This is a genomic window from Streptosporangium sandarakinum (assembly GCF_050942225.1).
GTDB lineage: Bacteria > Actinomycetota > Actinomycetes > Streptosporangiales > Streptosporangiaceae > Streptosporangium > Streptosporangium nondiastaticum.
This window is the reverse complement of sequence record NZ_CP192034.1, coordinates 7,078,321-7,098,103: the sequence shown is the minus strand read 5'-3', so window position 1 is coordinate 7,098,103 and position 19,783 is coordinate 7,078,321. Positions and strand designations below refer to the sequence as shown.

Sequence of the window (19,783 nt, the reverse complement as noted above, 5' to 3'; positions counted from 1 at the left end):
TACGGGTTACCTCCTATCGGCCCCTGGCCGGCGAACGCCACCAGGCGATGAGGCGCGCCACCAGGTTGAGCAGCATGACGATCAGGATGAGCGTGAGAGCTCCGGTCCACGCGCGGTCGACGGCGATGTCCGTCGGACGTCTCGCCTGGTCGAAGACATAGAGCGGCAGGCCCATCTGCGGCCCGCTGAACGGGTCGGAGTTGATGGAGTCGGTGAAGAAGACCGTCAGCATGAGCGGGGCCGTCTCTCCCGCCACGCGGGCGATGGCGAGCATGACGCCGGTCACGATGCCGGTGAAGGCGGTCGGCAGGACGACCTTGACGATGGTCCGCCACTTGGGCACGCCCAGTGCGTAGGAGGCCTCGCGCAGGTCATTGGGGACCAGCAGGAGCATCTCCTCGGTGGAGCGGACCACGGTCGGCATCATCAGGATCGACAGGGCGAGCGCGCCGGCGAAGCCGGAGAACGGCATGCCCAGGGCCAGGACCCAGAAGGCCAGGACGAACAGGCCGGCGACCACCGAGGGGATGCCGGTCATGACGTCCACGAAGAAGCTGATCGCCCGGCTCAGCCGGCCGCCGCGGCCGTACTCCACCAGGTAGATCGCGGTGAGCAGGCCGATGGGGACGGAGATCAGCGAGGCGAGGAGGACCTGCTCCAGGGTGCCGAGGACGGCGTGGTAGGCGCCGCCCCCGACGTCCCGGGCGCCGATGCCGCGCATCGAGTGGGTCAGGAAGTCGAGGTCGAACCGGGCGAGGCCGTTCTTGATCACCAGCCAGAGGACGGAGATCAGCGGGATGACGGCGATGGCGAACGCCAGGTAGACCAGGGTCTGCACCAGCCGGTCCTTGAGGCGCCGGGCGGCCGAGACGCGCCGGATGGTGTGCGTGGTCACGCGGCGGCTCCGGAGAACTCCTTGCGGCGGGCGACGATGAGGCGGGCGCCCATGTTCACCAGCAGGGTGATGACGAACAGCACCAGGCCCGAGGCGATCAGCGCGCCGCGGCCGGTCTGGGTGGCCTCGCCGAACCTGTTGGCGATGTTGGCGGCGATGCTGTTGCCCTGGGGGGTGAGGATCCGGAAGCTGATGTCGAACGTCGCCTGGAAGATGAGCGCGACCGCGATCGTCTCGCCCATGGCCCGGCCGAGGCCGAGCATGGCCGCGCTGATGACGCCGGGACGTCCGTACGGCAGGACCGCCATCCTGATCACTTCCCAGCGGGTCGCGCCGAGGGCCAGGGCCGCCTCCTCGTGCGCCCGGGGGACCTGGAGGAACACCTCGCGGGAGATCGCCGCGATGATCGGCAGGATCATGACGGCGAGCACGAGCGACGCGGTCAGCACCGAGCGGCCCGCGACGATGTCGCCGCCGAACAGCGGGATGAAGCCCAGGTGGTCGTGGAGGAAGTTCGAGGGGCCGACCATGAAGGGGGCGAGGAACGTGATGCCCCACAGGCCGTAGACGACGCTGGGGACGGCGGCGAGCAGGTCGACGACGTATCCCAGGACGCCGGCCAGGCGGCGGGGGGCGTAGTGGGAGATGAAGAGCGCCACGCCCACGGCCACCGGCACCGCCATGATCAGCGCGAGGAGCGCGCTGAAGACGGTGCCGAAGGCCAGGGCGGCGATGCCGAAGCTGGGCCGGGTCGCGTTCGGCTCCCACGTCTGGGTGGTGAAGAAGCCGCCGGTGTTGGCCCGCAGGGCGGGAATCGCCTCGACGACGAGGAAGACGGCGATGGCCGCCATGATCGCCAGCAGGAGGATTCCGGCGCCTGTGGAGGCATAGCGGAAGGGGGTCTCACCCCGGCTGCGCCGCGAGGCGGACCGGCCCAGGGCCGATCCGCCGTCGCGGGTGTGGACTGTAGCCGCCATGAGCCTAGGAGATCGCCTCGACGGCGGTCCGGACCTTGGTGAGCAGCGACGCGGGCAGCGGGGCGTAGCCCAGGCCGGTCAGGGCCTGCTGGCCCTCGTCGCTGGCGGTGTAGGTCAGGAAGGACTTGACGAGCTTGGCGTCCTCGGCGGGCAGGCCCTTCTCGCAGGTGATCTCGTAGGTCACCAGGACGATCGGGTAGGCGCCGGCGGCCTTGGTGGCGTAGTCGATGTCCAGCTTGAGGTCGTTGCCCTGGCCGACGACCTCGGCGGCCTCGACCGTCTTGGCGGCGCTCTCGGGGGTCAGCTCGACGAACTCGCCGGAGCCGTTGGCGACCTTGGCCTTGGTCAGGCTGGAGTTCTCCGCGTAGGAGAGCTCGACGTAGCTGATCGCGCCCTCGGCGCCCTTGACGGCCTGCGCGATGCCGTCGGAGCCGTTGGCGCCCTGCCCCTTGGCCTCGGCCGGCCACGCCTTGGCGGGCTCGTACGGCCAGCCGGCCGTCTTGGCGAGGAACTTGGTGAAGTTGTCGCTGGTGCCCGACTCGTCCGAGCGGTGGAACGCCTGGATCGGGGTCGAGGGGAGCTTGGCGTCCGGGTTGTCGGCCTTGATCGCGGCGTCGTCCCACTTGGTGATCTTGCTGTTGAAGATCCCCGCGAGGGTCTTGGGGGAGAGCTGGAGGCCCTCGACGCCCGGAAGGTTGTAGACGACGGCCACCGGGCCGGTCACCATCGGCAGGTTGATGGCCTTGCCGGTCTTGCAGCGGGCGTCGGCCTGGGCGGGCTCGCCCTTGTCGTCCTTGAGGGCGGAGTCGGAGCCGGCGAAGGCGACCGTGCCCTGGATGAACGCCTGCACGCCGGCGCCGGAGCCGCTCGGCTGGTAGTTGAGGCTGACGCCGGAGTTGGCCTGCTGGAAGTTCTTCTTCCACTCGTCGATGGCGTTGGCCTGCGCCGACGAGCCCGCGGCGTTGATCGTGCCGCTGAGACCGGCGTCCGACCCGGCGGAGGGAGCCGCGGCGCTGGAGGTGCCGCTGCCGGTGCTGTTGTCATCGGTGCCGCACGCAGCGAGCGAGAGCGCGCCGACGAGGGTGACCGCGGCGAGCCGGCCTGCATACTTCACGGTTGGGTTCCTCCCACTAAGTCCTTCAACACTCAAGGAAGGTAGGGAGGCAAGATGACTCGAAACCCGTGTGAAGGTGAACGGAGAATGAACCTCTACGGTCACCGTCGTGGTGGAGGCGTGGCCTGGTTCACAAAAACGGACATGACCTGATTCGTCAGGTCATGTCCGGCGTCGTGGCGTCTTCGGGCTGGCGGATCAGACGGGCAGGGTGAGCGGTCCTCCGCCGAGGCGCTTGAGGACCTCCCCGTGCAGCGGGCCGTTGCTGCACACCAGGCTGCCGCCGTCCAGGTCGGGGACTCCCGACAGGTCGGTCCAGGTGCCGCCGGCCTCCTCGACGATCACGGTCAGCGCCGCGATGTCCCAGGGGGACAGCTCCGGCTCGGCGGACACGTCCACCGACCCCTCGGCGACCATCATGTGCGACCAGAAGTCGCCGTAGGCGCGGCTGCGCCAGACGGAGCGGTTGAGGTCGAGGAACTCCTGGAGCCGGCCGGCCTCCTCCCAGCCGCCGAGGCTAGAGTAGGAGAACGAGGCGTCCTCCAGGCGGGAGACGGAGGAGACCTGGCAGCGGGTGGCCCTGCTGAGGCTCCGGCCGGTCCACGCGCCGCTGTCCCTGGCGGCCCACCAGCGGCGGCCGAGCGCAGGGGCGGACACCAGGCCCACGACGACCCTGCCCTCGTCCATGAGGGCGATGAGCGTGGCCCACACGGGGACGCCCCGCACGTAGTTCTTGGTGCCGTCGATCGGGTCGATCACCCACGACCGCGCGCCGTACCCCGTCTTGCCGAACTCCTCGCCGATCACCGCGTCGCGCGGCCGGGCGCGGCGCAGCGTGCTCCGGATGGACTCCTCGGCCGCCTGGTCGGCGTCGCTGACCGGGGTGAGGTCCGGTTTGGTCTCCACCCGCAGGTCCACGGCCCTGAAGCGGCGGAGGGTCAGGTCGTCGGCGGCGTCGGCCATCACGTGCGCGAGGCGCAGGTCGTCGTTGTAACCCGTCACGGAGAGCAACGCTATCGCGTCGGCGGCCGGGTACAGGAGACCGGGGAACAAGGCGGGGAATTGTGTCGCGGGTCGTCAGTCGGCCGGATACCGCGTAAATCCCCCGTCGAAGCCGGGGTTACCAGCAAGTAGCATTCCGGGCATGACCTTTGACGTGGGCGCCTTCATGCTGGAGAGCGTGCCGTTCGCGCGGACGCTGGGCATCTCCTTCGACACGGTGGAGCCGGGCCGGGCGACGGCCCGCATGCCCGACCGCGCCGACCTGCACAACCACGTGGGCGGCCCGCACGCCGGAGCCCTGTTCACGCTCGCCGAGTCCGCCTCCGGCGCCGCGATGCTCTCGGCGTTCGGCGACCAGCTGTCACGGGCCACCCCGCTGGCCGCCGGCGCGACGATCCGCTACGTGAAGCTCGCGATGGGCGAGGTCGTCGCCGAGGCCCGCCTCGGCGCCTCCCGCGAGGAGGTGCTGGCCGAGCTGGACGCCGGGCGGCGCCCGGAGTTCGAGGTCACCGTCGGGATCGGCACCGCCGACGGCACCCCGGTGGCGGAGATGACCGTCACCTGGACCCTGCGCCCCAACCGCTGACGGCAGGGGCGCCACCCGGCGGGGGACGGACCGGTCGTCCGGCACGGGACACGGTGACTCCCGGCCCCCGGCGGCCGATCACCGGCTCAGGCCGTTCGGCACGGGACACGGTGACTCCCGGCCCCCGGCGGCCGATCACCGGCTCGGGCCGTTCAGTACGGAATGCTCCGAAAGGGTGGATATCACAACCCGGTGTGAGACAGTGACAGATGTGCTCGTCCTGGCCGGATGTCCCGTGCACGAGCTGCTGGAACGCCAGGCGACCGGCCTGGCCAGGCAGCTCGTGCGCGTCTTCGTCGAAGAGATCCCCATCTACCGGCGGCTGCCCAGGGAGGAGCTCGACGGCGACATCACCTGGATCACCGAGCACAACCTGCGGATGATCTGCGGGGTGTTCCGCCACGGGCGCCCGCCCCTCCCCGCCGAGCTGACCCCGATCCGCGCCTCGGCCGCGCGCCGGGCCCAGGAGCGGGTACCGCTCGAAGCCCTGCTGGCCGCCTACAACCTGGGGGCCCGCTGGGTCTGGGACCACCTGATCACCCTCGCCACACCGGCCGACTTCGCCGCGGTGCTCGACATGAACCGCCTCATCTTCGCCTACACCGAGGCGGTGACCTCCGCCGTGTGCACCGCCTACCTCAAGGAACGCGAGGGCATGCTCAGCCAGGAGCAGCACGCCATGCACGCCGCCGTCTCCGCGCTGCTCGGCGGCGACCCCGCGGCCCTGGCGGCGGTACGGCCGGCACCCGCCTACCTCGTCATGGCGATCTTCGTGGCCGAGCACCCCGACGAGAAGCAGGACGAGCCCGGCGGGGCCATCGCCGCGCGGCGCAAGCTGGCCAGGATCAGGGCGGCCGTTCAGCGGCACGCCACCGAGCAGGTCCTCTTCGTGCTCGACGCGGCGGGCGGGCTCGTGTTGCTCCCGGTCGCCTCCGGTGAGGCGCCGGAGGCGACCGGGGTCGTCGAGGAGGTGTCCCGGGCGGCCGGGGTGCCCGTCTGGGCGGCGGCCGAGCGGGCCGTGCCCGCCGAGGTCCCGGCCGCCGCGAAGGTGGCCGAGGAGGTCCTGGAGGTGGCGCGGGTCTTCGGGCATCCGCCGGGCGCCTACCGGCTGGCCGACGTGCTGCTGGAGTACCAGCTCACCCGGCCCAGCCCGGCCACCGCCGAGTTGGCGGGCCTGCTCGACCCGCTGCTGGACAACCCGGACCTGCTCCGGACGCTCAAGGTCTATCTGGAGACCGGGCTCGACCGCCGCCGCGCGGCCGAGCTGCTGCATGTGCACCCGAATACGGTCGACTACCGCCTGCGGCGGGCGGTGAGCCTGACCGGGCTCGACCCGGCCGATCCGGCGCAGCTCCAGCGGATCGGAGCCGCGCTGGCGGCCAGGCGGCTCACGCCCCGCTGACCGCGGGGATCACCACGTCCGCGAAGCCGCGCATGCCGCGCTCGTTGGGGTGGAAGGGCGCCGCCGGCGAGGCGGGGACGTAGGGCTCGATCCACCGGGTGTTCGCCGCGGCGCACGGGTCGTGGCCCACGCTCGGCGTCTGCAGGTCGATGAACCCGATGCCCGCCGCCGCGGCCTGCTCGGCCAGCATCCGGTTGAAGTACTGCAGGGTGGCGCGGACGTAGTTGGCGTCGGAGGGGATGATCGGGACCCGCGGATAGCAGCCGTTCGGCGGGGCGTAGGTCCCGTAGCCGACCATGAAGATCCTGGCGCGCGGCGCGCGGGCCCGGATGGCGGCGGCCAGGGTGGTCAGCTTCGGGCGCAGCGCGTCGGTCTTGACCCGCCAGCTGTCCTGCCCGTTCACCACGTAGTCGTCGTTGCAGGCGTCGCCGACGGGCGGCGGCAGCAGGTTCAGGCAGTCCTCGATGAACCCGGTCAGGCCGACGTCGTTGGCGCCGATCTGCACGGTGACCAGGGTGGTGTCCGCGCTGAGCGCGTCGAGCTGCGGCGGCACGGAGCCGAGGTCGGTGCCCTGCGGGGCGTACATGTCCCGGGTGTCGGCGCCCGAGCACGTGACGTCGCGGAACACCGAGGCCCCGATGGCCCGCGCGGTGAGGTGGGCGTAGTTGCGGTCGGAGCGCCAGCATCCGAGGTCGGGCAGCACCTGGTTGGGCACCAGCGGCCCGGAGGCGGCCGAGTCGCCCAAGGCCACATAGACCTCACCGGCCGCGGCACGGGCGGGCGAGACGAGGGCGACCGCCGTGGCGGCCACCATGACGATCGCGGTGATCACTGATCGGATCACGCTGGACTCCCTTCGGGGGGTGTCGGCTCTCTGCCGAGGTGGGAGGAGGGAATGCGATGTCCCGGGGCGCGAGGAGGGGTGTCCCGGGGGAGGGGGTGGATCAGCGGCGGAAGGGGCCGCTGATCTCGTAGGTGATGCCGCCCGTCCCCGCCCGCTCGCCGCTGGTGCCGCGCTGGGAGGAGAAGTACAGGCGGGTGCCGTCGGGGGAGAAGGCGGGGCCGGTGATCTCGGACTCGCCCTGGCCGTCGAGCCGCATGATCGGCGCGACCACCCGGTCCGGAGTGATGATGTTGATCTCCATGTTGCCGCCGTCCTCGGCGACGTAGAGATCACCGCCCCGGGTGCCGGTGATGTTGTCGACGCCGTTGAGCGTGCCGGTGCCGTCGTAGATCGCGCTCACCGTCCGGCGGGTGGCGTCGTAGGCCCACACCCTGCGGTCGCCCTTGGCGGTGAAGTAGCAGACGCCGTCCGCGTAGTGGCAGCCCTCGCCGCCGCTGAAGTGCCTGGCCGTGCTCACCTGGTGCCTGGTCTGCCGCTCGAGGACGGCGGGCGTGGGATCGGGCACCGGCCGCCAGACGTCGTCGACGCAGAAGACCTCCAGGCGACCGCTGGACAGGTCGCCCCAGACGTCCGGGACGAAGCGGTAGAAGCAGCCGTCGTCCTCGTCCTCGGTCAGGTAGACGACCCGGTTGTCGGGGTCGCAGGCGGCGGCCTCGTGCTTGAACCGGCCCATCGCGGGACGCTGCTGCGCGCCGCGGACGCCGTACGGGTCGGTCTCGTAGACCCTGCCGCGGAAGATCTCCTCGCACGACAGCCAGGTGTTCCACGGGGTGCGCCCGCCCGCGCAGTTGAGGTTGGTCTCCGACAGGATCCGGTAGGCCCGGTCGATCGAGCCGTCGGCCCTGAACCTGATCGCCGAGACGCCGCCGATCAGCGGCACCTCGGAGTTGGACACGTAGATCCAGCCGGTGCCGTCGGCGAAGCAGGCGCCGCCGTCCGGGGCGGGGTGCCAGAGGATGCCGCCGACGAGGTGGCCCGTCCGGGCGACCACCCTGCTGCTGAACCCGGCGGGCAACGCGACGCCGTTGGCGTCCGGTGCGCCGAGCGGGCCGTACGGGCTCTCACCGGCGAGCGTGGACGAGGCGCGCGCGGCGTTCTGCCACAGGGTGCCGGAAAGGGCGACGGCGGAGAGGGATGTGATGAAGGTGCGGCGCTGCATAAGGGGGACTCCAGTGATCGCCTACATCTCTCTCAAACCATGAGCTGACGGCGGTCTTATGGGAACTGTGGAGGGGGGTAAATCTCAGCGGTCAAACCTGTGACGGATCACAAACCCCTCAGGGCGCCCCGGCCGCGGCGCGGAGAACACGGAGGATCACCGGAGCCGCCGCGGCCACGGGATCGTCCGGGACGCTCAGCGGCGGCGGTCGTCGGGGCCGCCCGGCTGGTCGTCGTCGGCCGTGCCCTCGCGGCTGGCGAGCAGGCGGCGCAGGGACAGCAACCGGGCCGGGTCGGCGTGCCCGGCGGACACCCAGGCGTCCAGCGCGCAGTCGTCGCCGAGGTGCGTGCAGCCCTTGGGACAGTGGACCGTGCCCTCGACGAGGTCGGGGAAGCCGGCGAGGACGGTCTCCACCGACACGTGGGCCAGCCCGAAGCTCCGCACGCCCGGGGTGTCGATGATCCAGCCGCCGTCGGGCAGCTCCAGCGCCACGGCCGAGGTCGAGGTGTGCCGGCCCCGGCCGGTCACCGCGTTGACGTGGGAGACGGCCCGGTTGGCGTCCGGCACCAGGGCGTTCACCAGGGTGGACTTGCCCACCCCCGAGTGGCCGACCAGGACGCTGACCCGGTCGCGCAGGTGCTCGCGGATCTCCTCCAGCGAGCCGCCCTTGCGCAGCACCACGTACGGGACGCCCAGCGGGGCGTAGAGGGAGACCAGCTCCTCGGGCGGCGCCAGGTCGGACTTGGTGAGGCAGAGCAGCGGCTCGATGTCGGCGTCGAACGCGGCCACCAGCATCCGGTCGATCATGCGGGGGCGCGGCGGCGGGTCGGCCAGGGCCGTCACGATCACGAGCTGGTCGGCGTTGGCCACCACGGGGCGCTCGACGCCGTCGGTGTCGTCGGTGTCGTCGGCCGAGCGGCGCAGGATAGAGCTGCGGGACTCGACGCGGACGACCCGGGCCAGGGTGTCGGGGGCGCCGGAGACGTCGCCGACCAGGGCCACCCGGTCGCCCACCACGATCCCCTTGCGGCCCAGCTCGCGCGCCTTCATGGCGACCACGATCCGGCCGGTCGCCGCGGCGTCCCCGCCGCCCTTTCCGCCCTTCCCGCCTTTGCCGCGGCGGCGGCCCTTGCCGTCGCCGGCCTCGACCAGGCAGGTGTAGCGGCCGCGGTCGACCGCCACCACCATCCCCTCGACCGCGTCCTCGTGGGCCGGACGGATACGGGTGCGGGGCCGGGACCCCTTTCCCGGCCTGATCCTGACGTCGTCCTCGTCGTACTGCCGCTTTCTCAGCTTTCCCGCCTCGATCTACCCTCGGCTGCCTTGGTCTTCCCACCCGTCACGGGGCGCCGCCGCCCAGCATCGCCTCCCACATGGAGACGAACTCGGGGAGGGTCTTACCCGTGGTGGCGATGTCCTCCACCTCCACACCCGGCACGACCAGGCCGATCACCGCTCCGGCGGTGGCCATCCGGTGGTCGGCGTAGGAGTGGAACACCCCGCCGGTGAGCGGGCGCGGCCGGATCACCAGGCCGTCCTCGGTCTCGGCCGCGTCGCCGCCGAGCCGGTTGATCTCGGTGACCAGCGCGGCCAGCCGGTCGGTCTCGTGCCCGCGGATGTGCGCGACGCCGCTGATCCGGCTGGGGGAGTCGGCCAGGGCCGCCAGCGCGGCGATCGTCGGGGTCAGCTCGGCCACGTCGCGCAGGTCGGCCTCGACGCCGGTGACGCGGCCGGTGCCGGTGACCGTCAGGCCGGCGGGCGTGCGCTCGACCGAGGCGCCCATGCCGGTGAGCAGCTCGCGGAGCTGGTCGCCGGGCTGGGTCGTCTCCGCGGGCCAGCCCGGGACGGTGACCGACCCGCCGGTGACCATCGCGGCGGCCAGGAACGGCGCGGCGTTGGACAGGTCGGGCTCGACGGTGAACTCCCGGGCGCGGATCGGGCCGGGCTCGACGCGCCAGACGTCCGGCTCGGAGTCGTCGACCCGGACGCCGAACTCGCGCAGCATCCGGACGGTCATCCGGATGTGCGGCTGCGACGGGATGGGCGGGCCGGCGTGCCGTACGGTCACGCCCTTGTCGAACCGGGCCGCGGCCAGCAGCAGACCCGACAGGAACTGGGAGGAGCCGGAGGCGTCGAGCGTGACCTCCCCGCCGGCCAGCGGCCCCCGGACGGTGAACGGCAGCGCGTCGCCCCGCACGTCGGCGCCGAGGGCGCGCAGCGCGTCCAGGATCGCGCCCATCGGGCGCCTGCGCGCGTGCGGGTCGCCGTCGAAGAAGACCTCCTCGGCGGCCAGCGCGGCGATCGGCGGCACGAACCGCATGACCGTGCCGGCGAGCCCCACGTCGATCCGCGCCCCGCCGGTGACCGGCCCGGGGACGACCTCCCAGTCGACGCTCGACGCGGTCTCCCCCGAAGGGGTCAGCGTGGCGCCGAGGGCGCGCAGCGCGGCGGCCATCAGGTCGGCGTCGCGGCTGCGCAGCGCCAGCCGTACGGTGCCGGGGCCGTCGGCCAGCGCGGCGAGGGGCAGCGCGCGGTTGGTCACCGACTTCGAGCCGGGCAGCGGAACGGTCGCGCGGACGGGGTCGGCCGCGGTCGGCGCGGGCCACAGCGGAGCGGACATGGTGCAAAGCCTACCGGGGCGTCGCCACCCCGTACCGGAACGCGTGGCAAGGTGAGGATATGTGCGGGAGATACGCGTCTGCGCGGGCCAAGCAGCAGCTTCTTGAGGAGTTCCAGGTCGAGGTCGACGGGGCGGCCGACGAGGAGCTCCGGCCCGACTACAACATAGCGCCCACGAAACCGGTCTACACGGTGCTGAGCCGGGTGCCCAAGGACGACCCCGAGGGGCATCCGGTCCGGCAGCTCAGGGTGATGCGGTGGGGACTCGTCCCCTCCTGGGCCAAGGACCCGTCGATCGGCGCGCGGATGATCAACGCGCGGGTGGAGACGGTCGCCGAGAAGCCGTCGTTCCGCAAGGCGTTCGCCGAGCGGCGGTGCCTGCTGCCGGCGGACGGCTACTACGAGTGGGGCGTGGTCGAGGGCGCCGGGACCGCGAAGAAGCCGAAGAAGCAGCCCTACTTCATCCGGCCGGCCGACGGCGGGGTCATGGCGATGGCGGGCCTGTACGAGTTCTGGCGGGACCGCGGCCGGCCCGAGGACGACCCGCTCGCGTGGATGGTGACCTGCGCGGTCATCACCACCACCGCCGAGGACGAGCTGGGCGCCATCCACGACCGGATGCCGATGCTGATCCAGCGGGACCGCTGGGCCGACTGGCTCGACCCCGGGACGGCCGACGCGCGGGAGTTCCTGGTGCCCGCCCGATCGGCCGGCCTTTCGGCGTATCCGGTCTCCACCGCGGTCAACTCGGTGCGCAACAACGGCCCCGAGCTGATCGAACCGCTCGGCGAGGGAGAGGGTGACTCTCGGGTGCTCTTCTGAGAACCCTCCGTAGCGAACACGTGTAAAAACCACGTCAAGCGGGCATCCGCTGAGGAAAGCGAGCTTCGCGGCGGGGTCCTCCGGTTCCCCGGCTCCGCCGGGCCTTCCGGCCCCCGGACTCCGCCGCGGTGACTCGTCCCCCTTTCGTGCCTGCCGGGAGAAGTCGGGGTCCCCCTCACAGGCCGCCTGCCCTTTGCGGAGGTGCGGATCCGTGGACGCCTCGACCGCGCGTATGCGCCTGGAGAGCACACTCACCGAGATCGACCGGTCCATCGTGGTCCTGCGCGGGGACCCCTCGGCCCGGGGCGACCTGCCCGGCTCCGACGCCGGATCGGTCATGACCGACACCGACCGAGACCGCGCCCTGCTGGAGGCGGCCGTCCAGCACCGCCGCGCGGTCGTCGAGGCGATCGCGCGGCTGGACGGCGGGCGCTACGGCCTGTGCGTGGACTGCGGCGCGGCCGTCCCCGAGGGCCGGCTTCAGGCGCGGCCAGAGGCCGAGCGCTGCGTGCCGTGCCAGTCCAGGCGCGAGCGCAGGCGCTGACCCGGACGCGGCGCGGGCGGTACGGGGCCGGGCGGGACATCGCCGCACGGCGGCTCGGGGCGGTCCGGGGAAGGGCGACTCAGGGGCGGCGGGCGCTGGCGACCAGGTGGATGCCCACGGTGTCGTCGTCGCCGGCGTGCGCCTCCAGCTCGGTGTTGACCAGCCAGGTCAGGGCACGCGGGTCGGAGGCGAGCACGTGGTCCACCGTCGAGGGGGACAGCACCGTGCGCGGCCGTATCCACTCCACCTCCAGGCCCGCGCCGGTCAGCAGCTCGCGGAGCTGGCCGCTGCTGAAGCAGCGGGTGATGCTGCCGTCGGGCCAGGGCACGAGCATGACCTCGCCGGTCTGGCGCAGGTGGGCCCAGAAGTTCTGCTCGGCGAGGATCGCCATGCCCAGCACGAGGGAGTCGACGCTGACCAGTGCCCGCCCGCCCGGCCGCAGCACCCGCGCGACGTCGGCGATCGCCGACTCGGCCATGAGCTCGATCGACAGCGCGCGCTCCTCGGCCAGCACGGCGTCCACGCTGCCGTCGGGCAGGAAACGCAGGTCGTCGGCGCGGACCTGGCCGACCCGGGAGGCGTCGTGCAGCGGCGCCGGGCCCTCCACCGTGCGGCGGAAGTCGACCACCTCCAGCACCCGGTGCCCGGCCTTGGCCGCCTGCGCGGACCAGCGGCCCCGGCCGCCGGACAGGTCGAGGACCGTCGAGGGGCTCTCCGGCAGCCAGCGGGACAGCTGTTCGGAGGCGACCGCACGGTAGAAGGTCCAGTACGGTCCAAGCGTTCCTGTGCCGTTCAGCTCTTCGGCCGGGATGGGCAGCACGAGCGGCTCCTGGCGTCGGGGTTCCGGTGGTTTGGCTACCTGCCGGTACGTATTTTTTTCCCCGTACCGGGTTGATCGTCACCTTCCATCTTGTGGGAACAAGTGACCGATCGGGGGTGTTGCAGCGGACAGCACACGATCCTTTCGGAGGTTGGCAAACCGATGCTCGCGTTGAGCGACCCCATGGCCCGCCCCGGTTACCGGTCCTTTCCCGGCGAGCGGGTATTCTCCGCTCAGTACGGAGTCCCGCGTCAGCAGGGCTCCGGCGATCTTAAGGGGGTGGGTCCGGTCCCTGCGACAGGCCAGGAGACGCTGGAGCAGAGGAGCACGCGGTTCGAGCGGGATGTCATGCCGTATCTCGACCAGCTCTACTCCGCCGCGCTCAGGATGACGAGGAACCCGGCGGACGCCGAGGACCTTCTTCAGGAGACGTTCGCCAAGGCGTTCGCGTCCTTCCACCAGTTCCAGGAGGGCACGAACCTCAAGGCGTGGCTCTACCGCATCCTCACCAACACCTTCATCAACAGCTACCGCAAGAAGCAGCGGGAGCCCAAGCAGTCGGGCGCCGAGGAGATCGAGGACTGGCAGCTCGCCAGGGCCGAGTCGCACACCTCCGCCGGGCTGAAGTCGGCGGAGATCGAGGCGCTCGAGCACCTGCCCGACAGCGACGTCAAGCAGGCGCTCGCCGCGCTGCCCGAGGAGTTCCGCATCGCGGTCTACCTCGCCGACGTCGAGGGGTTCCCGTACAAGGAGATCGCCGACATCATGGGCACCCCGATCGGGACCGTCATGTCGAGGCTCCATCGTGGCCGCCGCCAGTTGCGGACGCAGCTTGAGGACTACGCCCGCGACCGCGGGCTGATCTCGGCGGAGGGCGCGAAGTGAGCGGGTCGGCCGGCGGATTCCGCGGGGCATGTCCGCGAGCCGTGACGAGCGGGTTTCGCGGGGTGCGCCCGCGGGCCCTGACGAGCAGGGCGAGGTGATCGCATGAGCTGCGGGAAGCCCCACAGCACGGACTGTCGCGAGGTCCTGGACAAGGTCTACAGCTACCTCGACGGCGAGCTCGACGACGGCAAGTGCGTCGACATCCGCGAGCACCTCGACGAGTGCGGCCCCTGCCTGGAGGAGTACGGCCTGGAGCAGGTCGTCAAGCAGCTGGTCGCCAAGCACTGCGGCTGCGACCGGGCGCCCGAGGACCTGAGGGCCAAGGTTCTGCGGCGGATCGACCAGGTCCGCTCCGAGTTGGCCGGATGACCTCCTAAGATCTCTCCTACGGCCATGGCCATACGATCGTGGGGGCGGCATGCGGATTCTCGTCACCGGTGGAGCGGGTTTCATCGGGTCCAACCTGGTAGACCGGCTGCTGGCCGACGGTCATGAGGTCGCGGCCGTCGACGACCTGTCCGGGGGAGACCGCGCCAACCTCGCCGAGGCGGCGCGCAGCCCGCGGTTCGCCCTCCATGAGATGGACATCCGCGACCCCGCGCTGACCGGGCTGGCCGCCGAGTGGCGGCCGGAGGTCGTCTGCCACCTCGCCGCGCAGATCAGCGTGCGCAAGAGCGTGGCCGACCCGGTGCACGACGCCCGCCTCAACGTCGAGGGCACCGCCTCGGTCCTGACCGCCGCGCACCACGGCGGCACCCGCAAGGTCGTCTTCGCCTCCTCGGTCGCCGTCTACGGCGTCCCGGAGGCCATCCCGGTCCCGGGTGACGCGCGGACCGATCCGCGTTCGCCGTACGCGGCCTCCAAGCTCAGCGCCGAGGTGTACCTCGCGGCGTTCCGGGCGCTGCACGGCATCGACTACACCACGCTGGTGCTCTCCAACGTCTACGGCCCCCGCCAGTCGCCCGACGGCGAGGCCGGGGTGGTCGCCATCTTCACCGACGCGCTGCTGTCCGGCCGCCCCACGGTGCTGTACGGCGACGGCGGGCAGACCCGCGACTACGTCTTCGTCGACGACGTGGTGGACGGCTTCGTCCGCGCCTGCGGCGAGGCCGGGGGCGGCCGCCGGTTCAACCTCGGCACCGGCCTGCAGACCACCGACCGCGAGCTGCACGCCCTGGTGGCCGCGGCCGCGGGGGCCCCCGACGAGCCGGGGCTCGCCGAGGCGCGGCAGGGAGACCTCCCGGCGATGGCCGTCGACCCGGCGCCCGCCTTCGAGGGGCTGGGCTGGCGGCCCCACACCGACCTCGCGACCGGCCTGAAGGCCACCGTGGCCTGGGCAAGGGCTCGTCAGGCGACGCTCTGAGCGCGACTCATGTCCGTGGCTCGTGGTGATGAATTGGTTACGCTTTGCTTGCGATTCCCGCTCCTCCCCTCGGCGCCTGACGCGCTTCTGTAGCCTGAGTCGCGGATACCAACGTGGAGGCAGCGCATGTTGAAGGAAACGGTCGGCCCGGTGTATCCGGGGATCTCCTGGACCTGAGCACGCGCCCGTAGAACCGAGGGTGGCTGCTTTGCGTGGACTGCCGTGGTTTGCCAAGGTCTACCTTGGCGCGGTCATCGGAACCGCGTGGGCACTGATCGGTCACAGCGTGCTGGTGAGCGCCCGGCTCGCACCTCTCGACTGGTCCACCCTGCTGGTGCTGGCCCTGCTGTTCCTGGTGTGCGAGTCGGTCCCCACGCTCCTGAACGTCCGGCAGGCCGCGGTCTCGGTCAGCTTCTCGGCCGCGCTCGCCGCGGTGGTGCTGGTCGGCCCCGAGGGCGCCGCGCTCGTCGGCATGACGGCGGTCTTCAGCGTCCGGCCGGGGCTGCCGCTGGTCAAGCGGCTGTTCAACGGCGCCCAGTTCGCGATCTGCGGGTTCGTCGCCGGCTGGGTCTACAAGCGGCTGCTGGGCGGTCACCCCGTCATCCCGTCCATCGCCGGGTTCGACGACCTGATCGTGCCGTTCGCGGGCGCCGCCGCGGTGTTCGTGCCGCTCAACTTCGTCCTGATCGCGGTCGTGCTCGTGACGACCGGCCAGGCCCACCAGGTGCCGCTGCGCGGCCTGGCGCAGTTCCTGGTCTCCTATCTCGGCTACGCGACCTTCGGGCTGCTGATCGCCGGTCTGTGGACGACGGTGAACTCGATCTCCGCGGTGCTGGTGCTGCTGCCGCTGTTCGTCGCCCGGTGGGCCTTCGGCCAGTACCTCGCCCAGCAGCGCGCCTACGACGCCACCATCGCCGCGCTCTGCCAGGCGGTGGAGACCAAGGACTACTACACCCGCGGCCACTGCACCCGCGTCTCGCTCGCCTCGGGGATGATCGCCGAGGAGATCGGCATGGGTCCCGAGCGGCTCCGGGCGATCCGCTACGCGGGGATGCTGCACGACGTCGGCAAGCTCGGCGTGCCGACCAAGGTGCTGCAGAAGGATGGGCCGCTCACCGAGGAGGAGTACGCCGCCATCCAGCTCCACCCCATGCGCGGGCTGGAGATCGTGCGGGGCATCGACTTCCTGGACGAGGCGTTCGCCGGGATCATGCACCACCACGAACGGCAGGACGGCAAGGGTTATCCCATGGGGCTGGCCGGGGACGAGATCCCGGAGTTCGCCCGGATCATCGCGGTGGCCGACGCCTTCGACTCGATGACCTCCGACCGCTCCTACCGCGGCGCCCGCCCGGTGGAGGAGGCCGTGGCCGAGCTGCGCAAGGGCGCGGGCACCCAGTTCGACCCGGTGATGGTCGCGGCGTTCGTCAGGGCGGTGGACCGCGACGGCTGGGAGCCGCCGCGCAAGGTCGTCCCGCTCCCGGCGGACGCGTCCCAGACCACCACCAAGGACCACGACGACCCCACGGCCCCGATCCAGGTGGTGTCGGAGCGGTGAGCCGCCGAGTGAGCGCAGCGAACGAGAAGGCGAACGCGACCATGGGGGTCGTGCGGTGAGCCGCCGAGTGAGCGCAGCGAACGAGAAGGCGAACGCGACCATCGAGCACGGGACGGTGGGCCGCCGGGCGGCGGGCCACCCCGCCGCCGGTGCGGCGGCCCGGGCCCTGGGCAGGTTCGACTCGGTCCGGTTCCTGTTGGTCTGCGCGGCCGGGGTGCTGGCCGCGGTGGGTGTGGCGCACACAGCCGCCGCGGGGCTGGTCGATCCGGAGATCGCCATCGGGTTCGGCGCGCTGATCGCGGTGGGGGAGCTGGCGCGGCTCACCATGCCGGGCAATCGGGAGGTGGCGCCGATCGGCGCGGCGGCGGCGCTCGGCTACACGCTGTTGCTGGACATGGGCGACGTCCCGGCGCGGCACTCGGCGTTGCAGGTCGTCGCGGTGCTGACGGTCGGGATGACGGCCGGGGCGCTGCCGCACCTGGCGGTGGGCCGCCCGCCGAAGCTGGACGCCATGGCGCGCAGGCTGTTCACCGGCGGGTTGCTGGCGCTGGCCTACCGGCCGCTGGCCGACGGGCTGTTCGGCCTGACGAGGGGGCGGGGAGAGGGCTGGTGGCCGCCGCTGGGGGTGATGGCCCTGCTCATCGCGCTGATGGTGCTGGCGGACGTGGTGCTGGCCGCCGTGCTGCGGGCCGAGCGGGTCCGGGCGGCCTTCCGGGTGGTCCTCCGTGACGAGCTGCGGTCGGCCGCCCCGCTGTGGTCGGCGGTGTCCGCCTCCGGCATCCTGCTCGCGCTGGCCTCGCACAGCATGGGCATGGCCGCGCTGCTGGTCTTCGCCGCGCCGCTGCTGGTCACCCAGGTCGCCTTCCGCAAGTACGCCGGGATCCGCGCGACGTACCTGCAGACGGTCCGGGCGCTGGCGCGGGTGACCGAGGTCGGCGGGTACGTCGAGCCGGGTCACTCCCACCGGGTGAGCCGGATGGCGGTGGCGATCGGCCGGGAGCTGGGCATGGCCGAGCCCGAGCTGCTGGAGCTGGAGTACGCCGCGCTCATGCACGACATCGGCCAGCTCTCGCTGCGCGACCCGATTCCCGGCGGGGCCACCGTGCTCACCGACCGCGGGCAGGCGCGGCGCATCGCCGAGCTGGGGGCGGAGGTGATCCGGCAGACCGGGGTGCTGGACCGGGTGGCCGAGGCCGTCCGCCGCCAGTGCGACTCCTGCGCGGAGGACCCGCCGCAGGCCAGCCGGATCATCAAGGCGGCCAACGCCTACGACGACCTGGTGGGGGGTTCCACCGACCGGGTCCGGGCCGCGGCGGCCCTCGACCGGATCCGTCTGGGCGCGGGCGACGAGTACGACCCGGAGATCGTCGAGGCGATGACCCGGGTCATCGGCAGGCTCGTCCCGGCGCGGCGCGGCTGAGGGATTTGTGGAATTCCTACAGATCGCCTCGCCGTGATCGGTGGTTTCGGGCGAAGGGTTGTGCGGAGCCCACGGTCATAGGGTGGAGCGGTCGAAAGGGGTCCACCAACGTGTTCGAGTCCGTTCTGGTCGCAAACCGCGGCGAAATCGCGCGGCGGATCATCCGTACGGTGCGGCGCATGGGCCTGCGGGCCATCGCGGTGTATTCCGAGGCCGATGCCGACCTGCCGTTCGTACGGGAGGCCGACGAGGCGATCCTGCTCGGCCCGGCCAACCCCGCGCAGAGCTACCTCGACGCCGGCAAGGTGCTCGAGGCGGCCCGCGCGTCGGGTGCCCAGGCCGTCCACCCCGGCTACGGGTTCTTCTCGGAGAACGCCGGTTTCGCCCGGGCCGTCGTCGACGCGGGCCTGACCTGGATCGGCCCCTCGCCCGAGGCGATCGAGCGGATGGGCGACAAGATCAACGCGCGGAACCTCATGGAGGCCGCGGGTGTGCCGGTCGCCGCCGGGACCCGCGAGCCGGTCACCGAGCTTGAGCAGGCCGTGGCGGCCGCCGCCGGGATCGGCTACCCGGTCATGGTGAAGGCCGCGGGCGGGGGCGGCGGCATCGGCATGGGCGTCGCCCACGACGAGGCGGGCCTGGCCAAGGCGTTCGAGCAGGCGTCCCGGGCCGCCGCCCGGTTCGGTGGGCCGCCGGCGATCCTGCTGGAGCGCTACATCGAGCGCGCCCGTCACGTCGAGGTGCAGATCCTCGGTCTCGCCGACGGCACCGTCCTCGCGCTGGGCGAGCGCGACTGCTCGGTGCAGCGCCGGCACCAGAAGGTCGTGGAGGAGACGCCGTCTCCCGGTGTCACCCCGGAGCTGCGCGAGCGGATGCTGGCGGCGGCGGTCCGGGCGGGCGAGGCGGTCGGATATCTGGGCGCCGGCACCGTGGAGTGCCTGGTCGACGCGGACCGGCAGGACTTCGTGTTCCTGGAGATGAACACCCGCCTGCAGGTCGAGCACCCGGTGACCGAGCTCGTCACCGGGGTGGACCTGGTGGAGCTGCAGCTGCGGATCGCCGCGGGCGAGGCGGTCGAGCCGCCGCCGGCGCCGCGCGGCCACGCGATCGAGTTCCGGGTGTACGCCGAGGACCCCAAGCGGTTCTTCCCCGGCCCCGGGAAGATCGACGTGTGGGAGGAGCCGTCCGGCGAGGGCGTCCGGGTGGACTCCGGCTACACCGGCGGCAACACGGTGACGCCGTTCTACGATCCGCTCATGGCCAAGCTGTGCGTGTACGGCGAGACCCGCGACGAGGCGCTGGAGCGCGCGGGCAAGGCGGTGGCGGCCTTCCTCGTCGAGGGCCCCAAGAACAACCTGCCGTTCTGCGCCGAGCTGCTGGCGCGTCCCGAGTTCGTCGGCGGCGGTTACGACACCGGGCTGGTGGCCCGCATGAGGGCCTGAACGGGCCGCTCTGACACGGTTGGACTATGTGAGTGATGGGAGTTTCCGGTGGCTGAAGTGCGCGCGGAGATGGTGGCGAACGTTTGGAAGGTCCTCGTGGCCGAGGGTGACACCGTCGAGGACGGCGACACCCTGGTCATCCTGGAGTCGATGAAGATGGAGATCCCGGTCATCGCGGAGGACGACGGCGTCGTCGTCCAGCTCAAGGTGGCCGAGGGGGACGTCATCCAGGAGGGCGACCTCATCGCGGTGATCGAGTAGCGGGTCGCGC

20 protein-coding genes are annotated in these 19,783 nt (G+C 72.0%); 11 read left to right on the top strand and 9 right to left on the bottom strand.

The window, feature by feature from the left end:
• Nucleotides 1-13 precede the first annotated feature (13 nt).
• The 4 genes from pstA to hisN all read right to left on the bottom strand — a co-directional run bounded on the left by pstA (nucleotide 14) and on the right by hisN (nucleotide 3,988).
• Nucleotides 14-895, bottom strand: coding sequence for a phosphate ABC transporter permease PstA (gene pstA / locus ACQP10_RS32480; RefSeq protein ID WP_399500293.1), 882 nt, complete (start codon nucleotides 893-895; stop codon nucleotides 14-16).
• Nucleotides 892-1,872: a phosphate ABC transporter permease subunit PstC gene (pstC, locus tag ACQP10_RS32475; RefSeq protein ID WP_346019083.1), complete on the bottom strand. Its 981-nt coding sequence runs from the start codon at nucleotides 1,870-1,872 to the stop codon at nucleotides 892-894. Before pstC ends, pstA begins: the two co-directional genes overlap by 4 nt.
• A gap of 4 nt (nucleotides 1,873-1,876) precedes the next feature.
• The gene (pstS, locus tag ACQP10_RS32470) at nucleotides 1,877-2,986 is read right to left on the bottom strand and encodes a phosphate ABC transporter substrate-binding protein PstS (protein ID WP_346019084.1); all 1,110 of its coding nucleotides are present in this window, start codon (nucleotides 2,984-2,986) and stop codon (nucleotides 1,877-1,879) included.
• Nucleotides 2,987-3,184: 198 nt separating this feature from the next.
• A complete protein-coding gene (gene hisN, locus ACQP10_RS32465) occupies nucleotides 3,185-3,988 on the bottom strand; it encodes a histidinol-phosphatase (RefSeq protein WP_390001453.1) in 804 nt (267 codons plus the stop codon).
• 142 nt (nucleotides 3,989-4,130) lie between these two features.
• Here hisN and ACQP10_RS32460 point away from each other — a divergent pair, with 142 nt between their 5' ends.
• Nucleotides 4,131-4,574, top strand: a complete 444-nt coding sequence (locus ACQP10_RS32460) for a DUF4442 domain-containing protein (protein ID WP_346019085.1) — start codon at nucleotides 4,131-4,133, stop codon at nucleotides 4,572-4,574.
• A 202-nt stretch (nucleotides 4,575-4,776) separates the two neighbouring features.
• Nucleotides 4,777-5,976 (top strand): PucR family transcriptional regulator, encoded by a 1,200-nt coding sequence (locus ACQP10_RS32455; RefSeq protein WP_218912382.1) that lies wholly within the window; start codon nucleotides 4,777-4,779, stop codon nucleotides 5,974-5,976.
• Here the strand turns inward: ACQP10_RS32455 and ACQP10_RS32450 are convergent.
• The 4 genes from ACQP10_RS32450 to aroA all read right to left on the bottom strand — a co-directional run bounded on the left by ACQP10_RS32450 (nucleotide 5,963) and on the right by aroA (nucleotide 10,659).
• Nucleotides 5,963-6,820: an SGNH/GDSL hydrolase family protein gene (locus ACQP10_RS32450; RefSeq protein ID WP_433540280.1), complete on the bottom strand. Its 858-nt coding sequence runs from the start codon at nucleotides 6,818-6,820 to the stop codon at nucleotides 5,963-5,965. The genes ACQP10_RS32455 and ACQP10_RS32450 overlap by 14 nt on opposite strands.
• A 100-nt stretch (nucleotides 6,821-6,920) precedes the next feature.
• Nucleotides 6,921-8,039 carry an alkaline phosphatase PhoX gene (locus ACQP10_RS32445; RefSeq protein ID WP_179825220.1) on the bottom strand — a complete coding sequence of 373 codons (1,119 nt, stop codon included), beginning with the start codon at nucleotides 8,037-8,039 and terminating at the stop codon, nucleotides 6,921-6,923.
• Nucleotides 8,040-8,234: 195 nt separating this feature from the next.
• A complete protein-coding gene (gene rsgA, locus ACQP10_RS32440; protein WP_433541958.1) occupies nucleotides 8,235-9,296 on the bottom strand; it encodes a ribosome small subunit-dependent GTPase A in 1,062 nt (353 codons plus the stop codon).
• Between the two features lie 82 nt (nucleotides 9,297-9,378).
• Nucleotides 9,379-10,659 (bottom strand): 3-phosphoshikimate 1-carboxyvinyltransferase, encoded by a 1,281-nt coding sequence (gene aroA, locus ACQP10_RS32435; protein ID WP_390001150.1) that lies wholly within the window; start codon nucleotides 10,657-10,659, stop codon nucleotides 9,379-9,381.
• Nucleotides 10,660-10,718: 59 nt separating this feature from the next.
• Between aroA and ACQP10_RS32430 the strand changes: the two genes are divergently transcribed.
• Complete coding sequence (locus ACQP10_RS32430; protein ID WP_179825216.1) at nucleotides 10,719-11,480, top strand: SOS response-associated peptidase; 762 nt, start codon at nucleotides 10,719-10,721, stop codon at nucleotides 11,478-11,480.
• Between the two features lie 211 nt (nucleotides 11,481-11,691).
• Entirely contained in the window at nucleotides 11,692-12,024 is a 333-nt protein-coding gene (locus ACQP10_RS32425; protein ID WP_179825214.1) for a TraR/DksA family transcriptional regulator, read from the top strand.
• A gap of 79 nt (nucleotides 12,025-12,103) precedes the next feature.
• Here the strand turns inward: ACQP10_RS32425 and ACQP10_RS32420 are convergent, their stop codons facing one another.
• Nucleotides 12,104-12,844, bottom strand: coding sequence for a methyltransferase domain-containing protein (locus tag ACQP10_RS32420; protein ID WP_179825213.1), 741 nt, complete (start codon nucleotides 12,842-12,844; stop codon nucleotides 12,104-12,106).
• Nucleotides 12,845-13,123: 279 nt separating this feature from the next.
• On the opposite strand from ACQP10_RS32420, the gene ACQP10_RS32415 reads away from it, so the two are divergent.
• From ACQP10_RS32415 to ACQP10_RS32385, 7 genes are all read left to right on the top strand, one after another.
• Nucleotides 13,124-13,729: a sigma-70 family RNA polymerase sigma factor gene (locus tag ACQP10_RS32415; RefSeq protein WP_179825211.1), complete on the top strand. Its 606-nt coding sequence runs from the start codon at nucleotides 13,124-13,126 to the stop codon at nucleotides 13,727-13,729.
• A gap of 102 nt (nucleotides 13,730-13,831) precedes the next feature.
• Nucleotides 13,832-14,098: a mycothiol system anti-sigma-R factor gene (rsrA, locus tag ACQP10_RS32410; protein WP_179825209.1), complete on the top strand. Its 267-nt coding sequence runs from the start codon at nucleotides 13,832-13,834 to the stop codon at nucleotides 14,096-14,098.
• 49 nt (nucleotides 14,099-14,147) lie between these two features.
• On the top strand, nucleotides 14,148-15,092 hold the full coding sequence (locus tag ACQP10_RS32405) for an NAD-dependent epimerase/dehydratase family protein (protein WP_179825207.1): 945 nt from the start codon (nucleotides 14,148-14,150) through the stop codon (nucleotides 15,090-15,092).
• Nucleotides 15,093-15,300: 208 nt separating this feature from the next.
• Nucleotides 15,301-16,650 carry an HD-GYP domain-containing protein gene (locus tag ACQP10_RS32400; protein ID WP_179825205.1) on the top strand — a complete coding sequence of 450 codons (1,350 nt, stop codon included), beginning with the start codon at nucleotides 15,301-15,303 and terminating at the stop codon, nucleotides 16,648-16,650.
• Between the two features lie 166 nt (nucleotides 16,651-16,816).
• Entirely contained in the window at nucleotides 16,817-18,070 is a 1,254-nt protein-coding gene (locus ACQP10_RS32395) for an HD-GYP domain-containing protein (protein ID WP_218912556.1), read from the top strand.
• A gap of 110 nt (nucleotides 18,071-18,180) precedes the next feature.
• Nucleotides 18,181-19,512, top strand: coding sequence for an acetyl-CoA carboxylase biotin carboxylase subunit (locus ACQP10_RS32390; RefSeq protein WP_179825204.1), 1,332 nt, complete (start codon nucleotides 18,181-18,183; stop codon nucleotides 19,510-19,512).
• A gap of 48 nt (nucleotides 19,513-19,560) precedes the next feature.
• A complete protein-coding gene (locus tag ACQP10_RS32385) occupies nucleotides 19,561-19,773 on the top strand; it encodes a biotin/lipoyl-binding carrier protein (RefSeq protein WP_179825202.1) in 213 nt (70 codons plus the stop codon).
• Nucleotides 19,774-19,783: the final 10 nt, after the last annotated feature.

Coding starts and splice junctions, on each gene's coding strand:
- pstC (WP_346019083.1), bottom strand. CDS start 1,872: ATGGCGGCTACAGTCCACACCCGCGACGGCGGATCGGCCCTGGGCCGG.
- ACQP10_RS32460 (WP_346019085.1), top strand. CDS start 4,131: ATGACCTTTGACGTGGGCGCCTTCATGCTGGAGAGCGTGCCGTTCGCG.
- ACQP10_RS32445 (WP_179825220.1), bottom strand. CDS start 8,039: ATGCAGCGCCGCACCTTCATCACATCCCTCTCCGCCGTCGCCCTTTCC.
- aroA (WP_390001150.1), bottom strand. CDS start 10,659: ATGTCCGCTCCGCTGTGGCCCGCGCCGACCGCGGCCGACCCCGTCCGC.
- ACQP10_RS32430 (WP_179825216.1), top strand. CDS start 10,719: ATGTGCGGGAGATACGCGTCTGCGCGGGCCAAGCAGCAGCTTCTTGAG.
- rsrA (WP_179825209.1), top strand. CDS start 13,832: ATGAGCTGCGGGAAGCCCCACAGCACGGACTGTCGCGAGGTCCTGGAC.
- ACQP10_RS32405 (WP_179825207.1), top strand. CDS start 14,148: ATGCGGATTCTCGTCACCGGTGGAGCGGGTTTCATCGGGTCCAACCTG.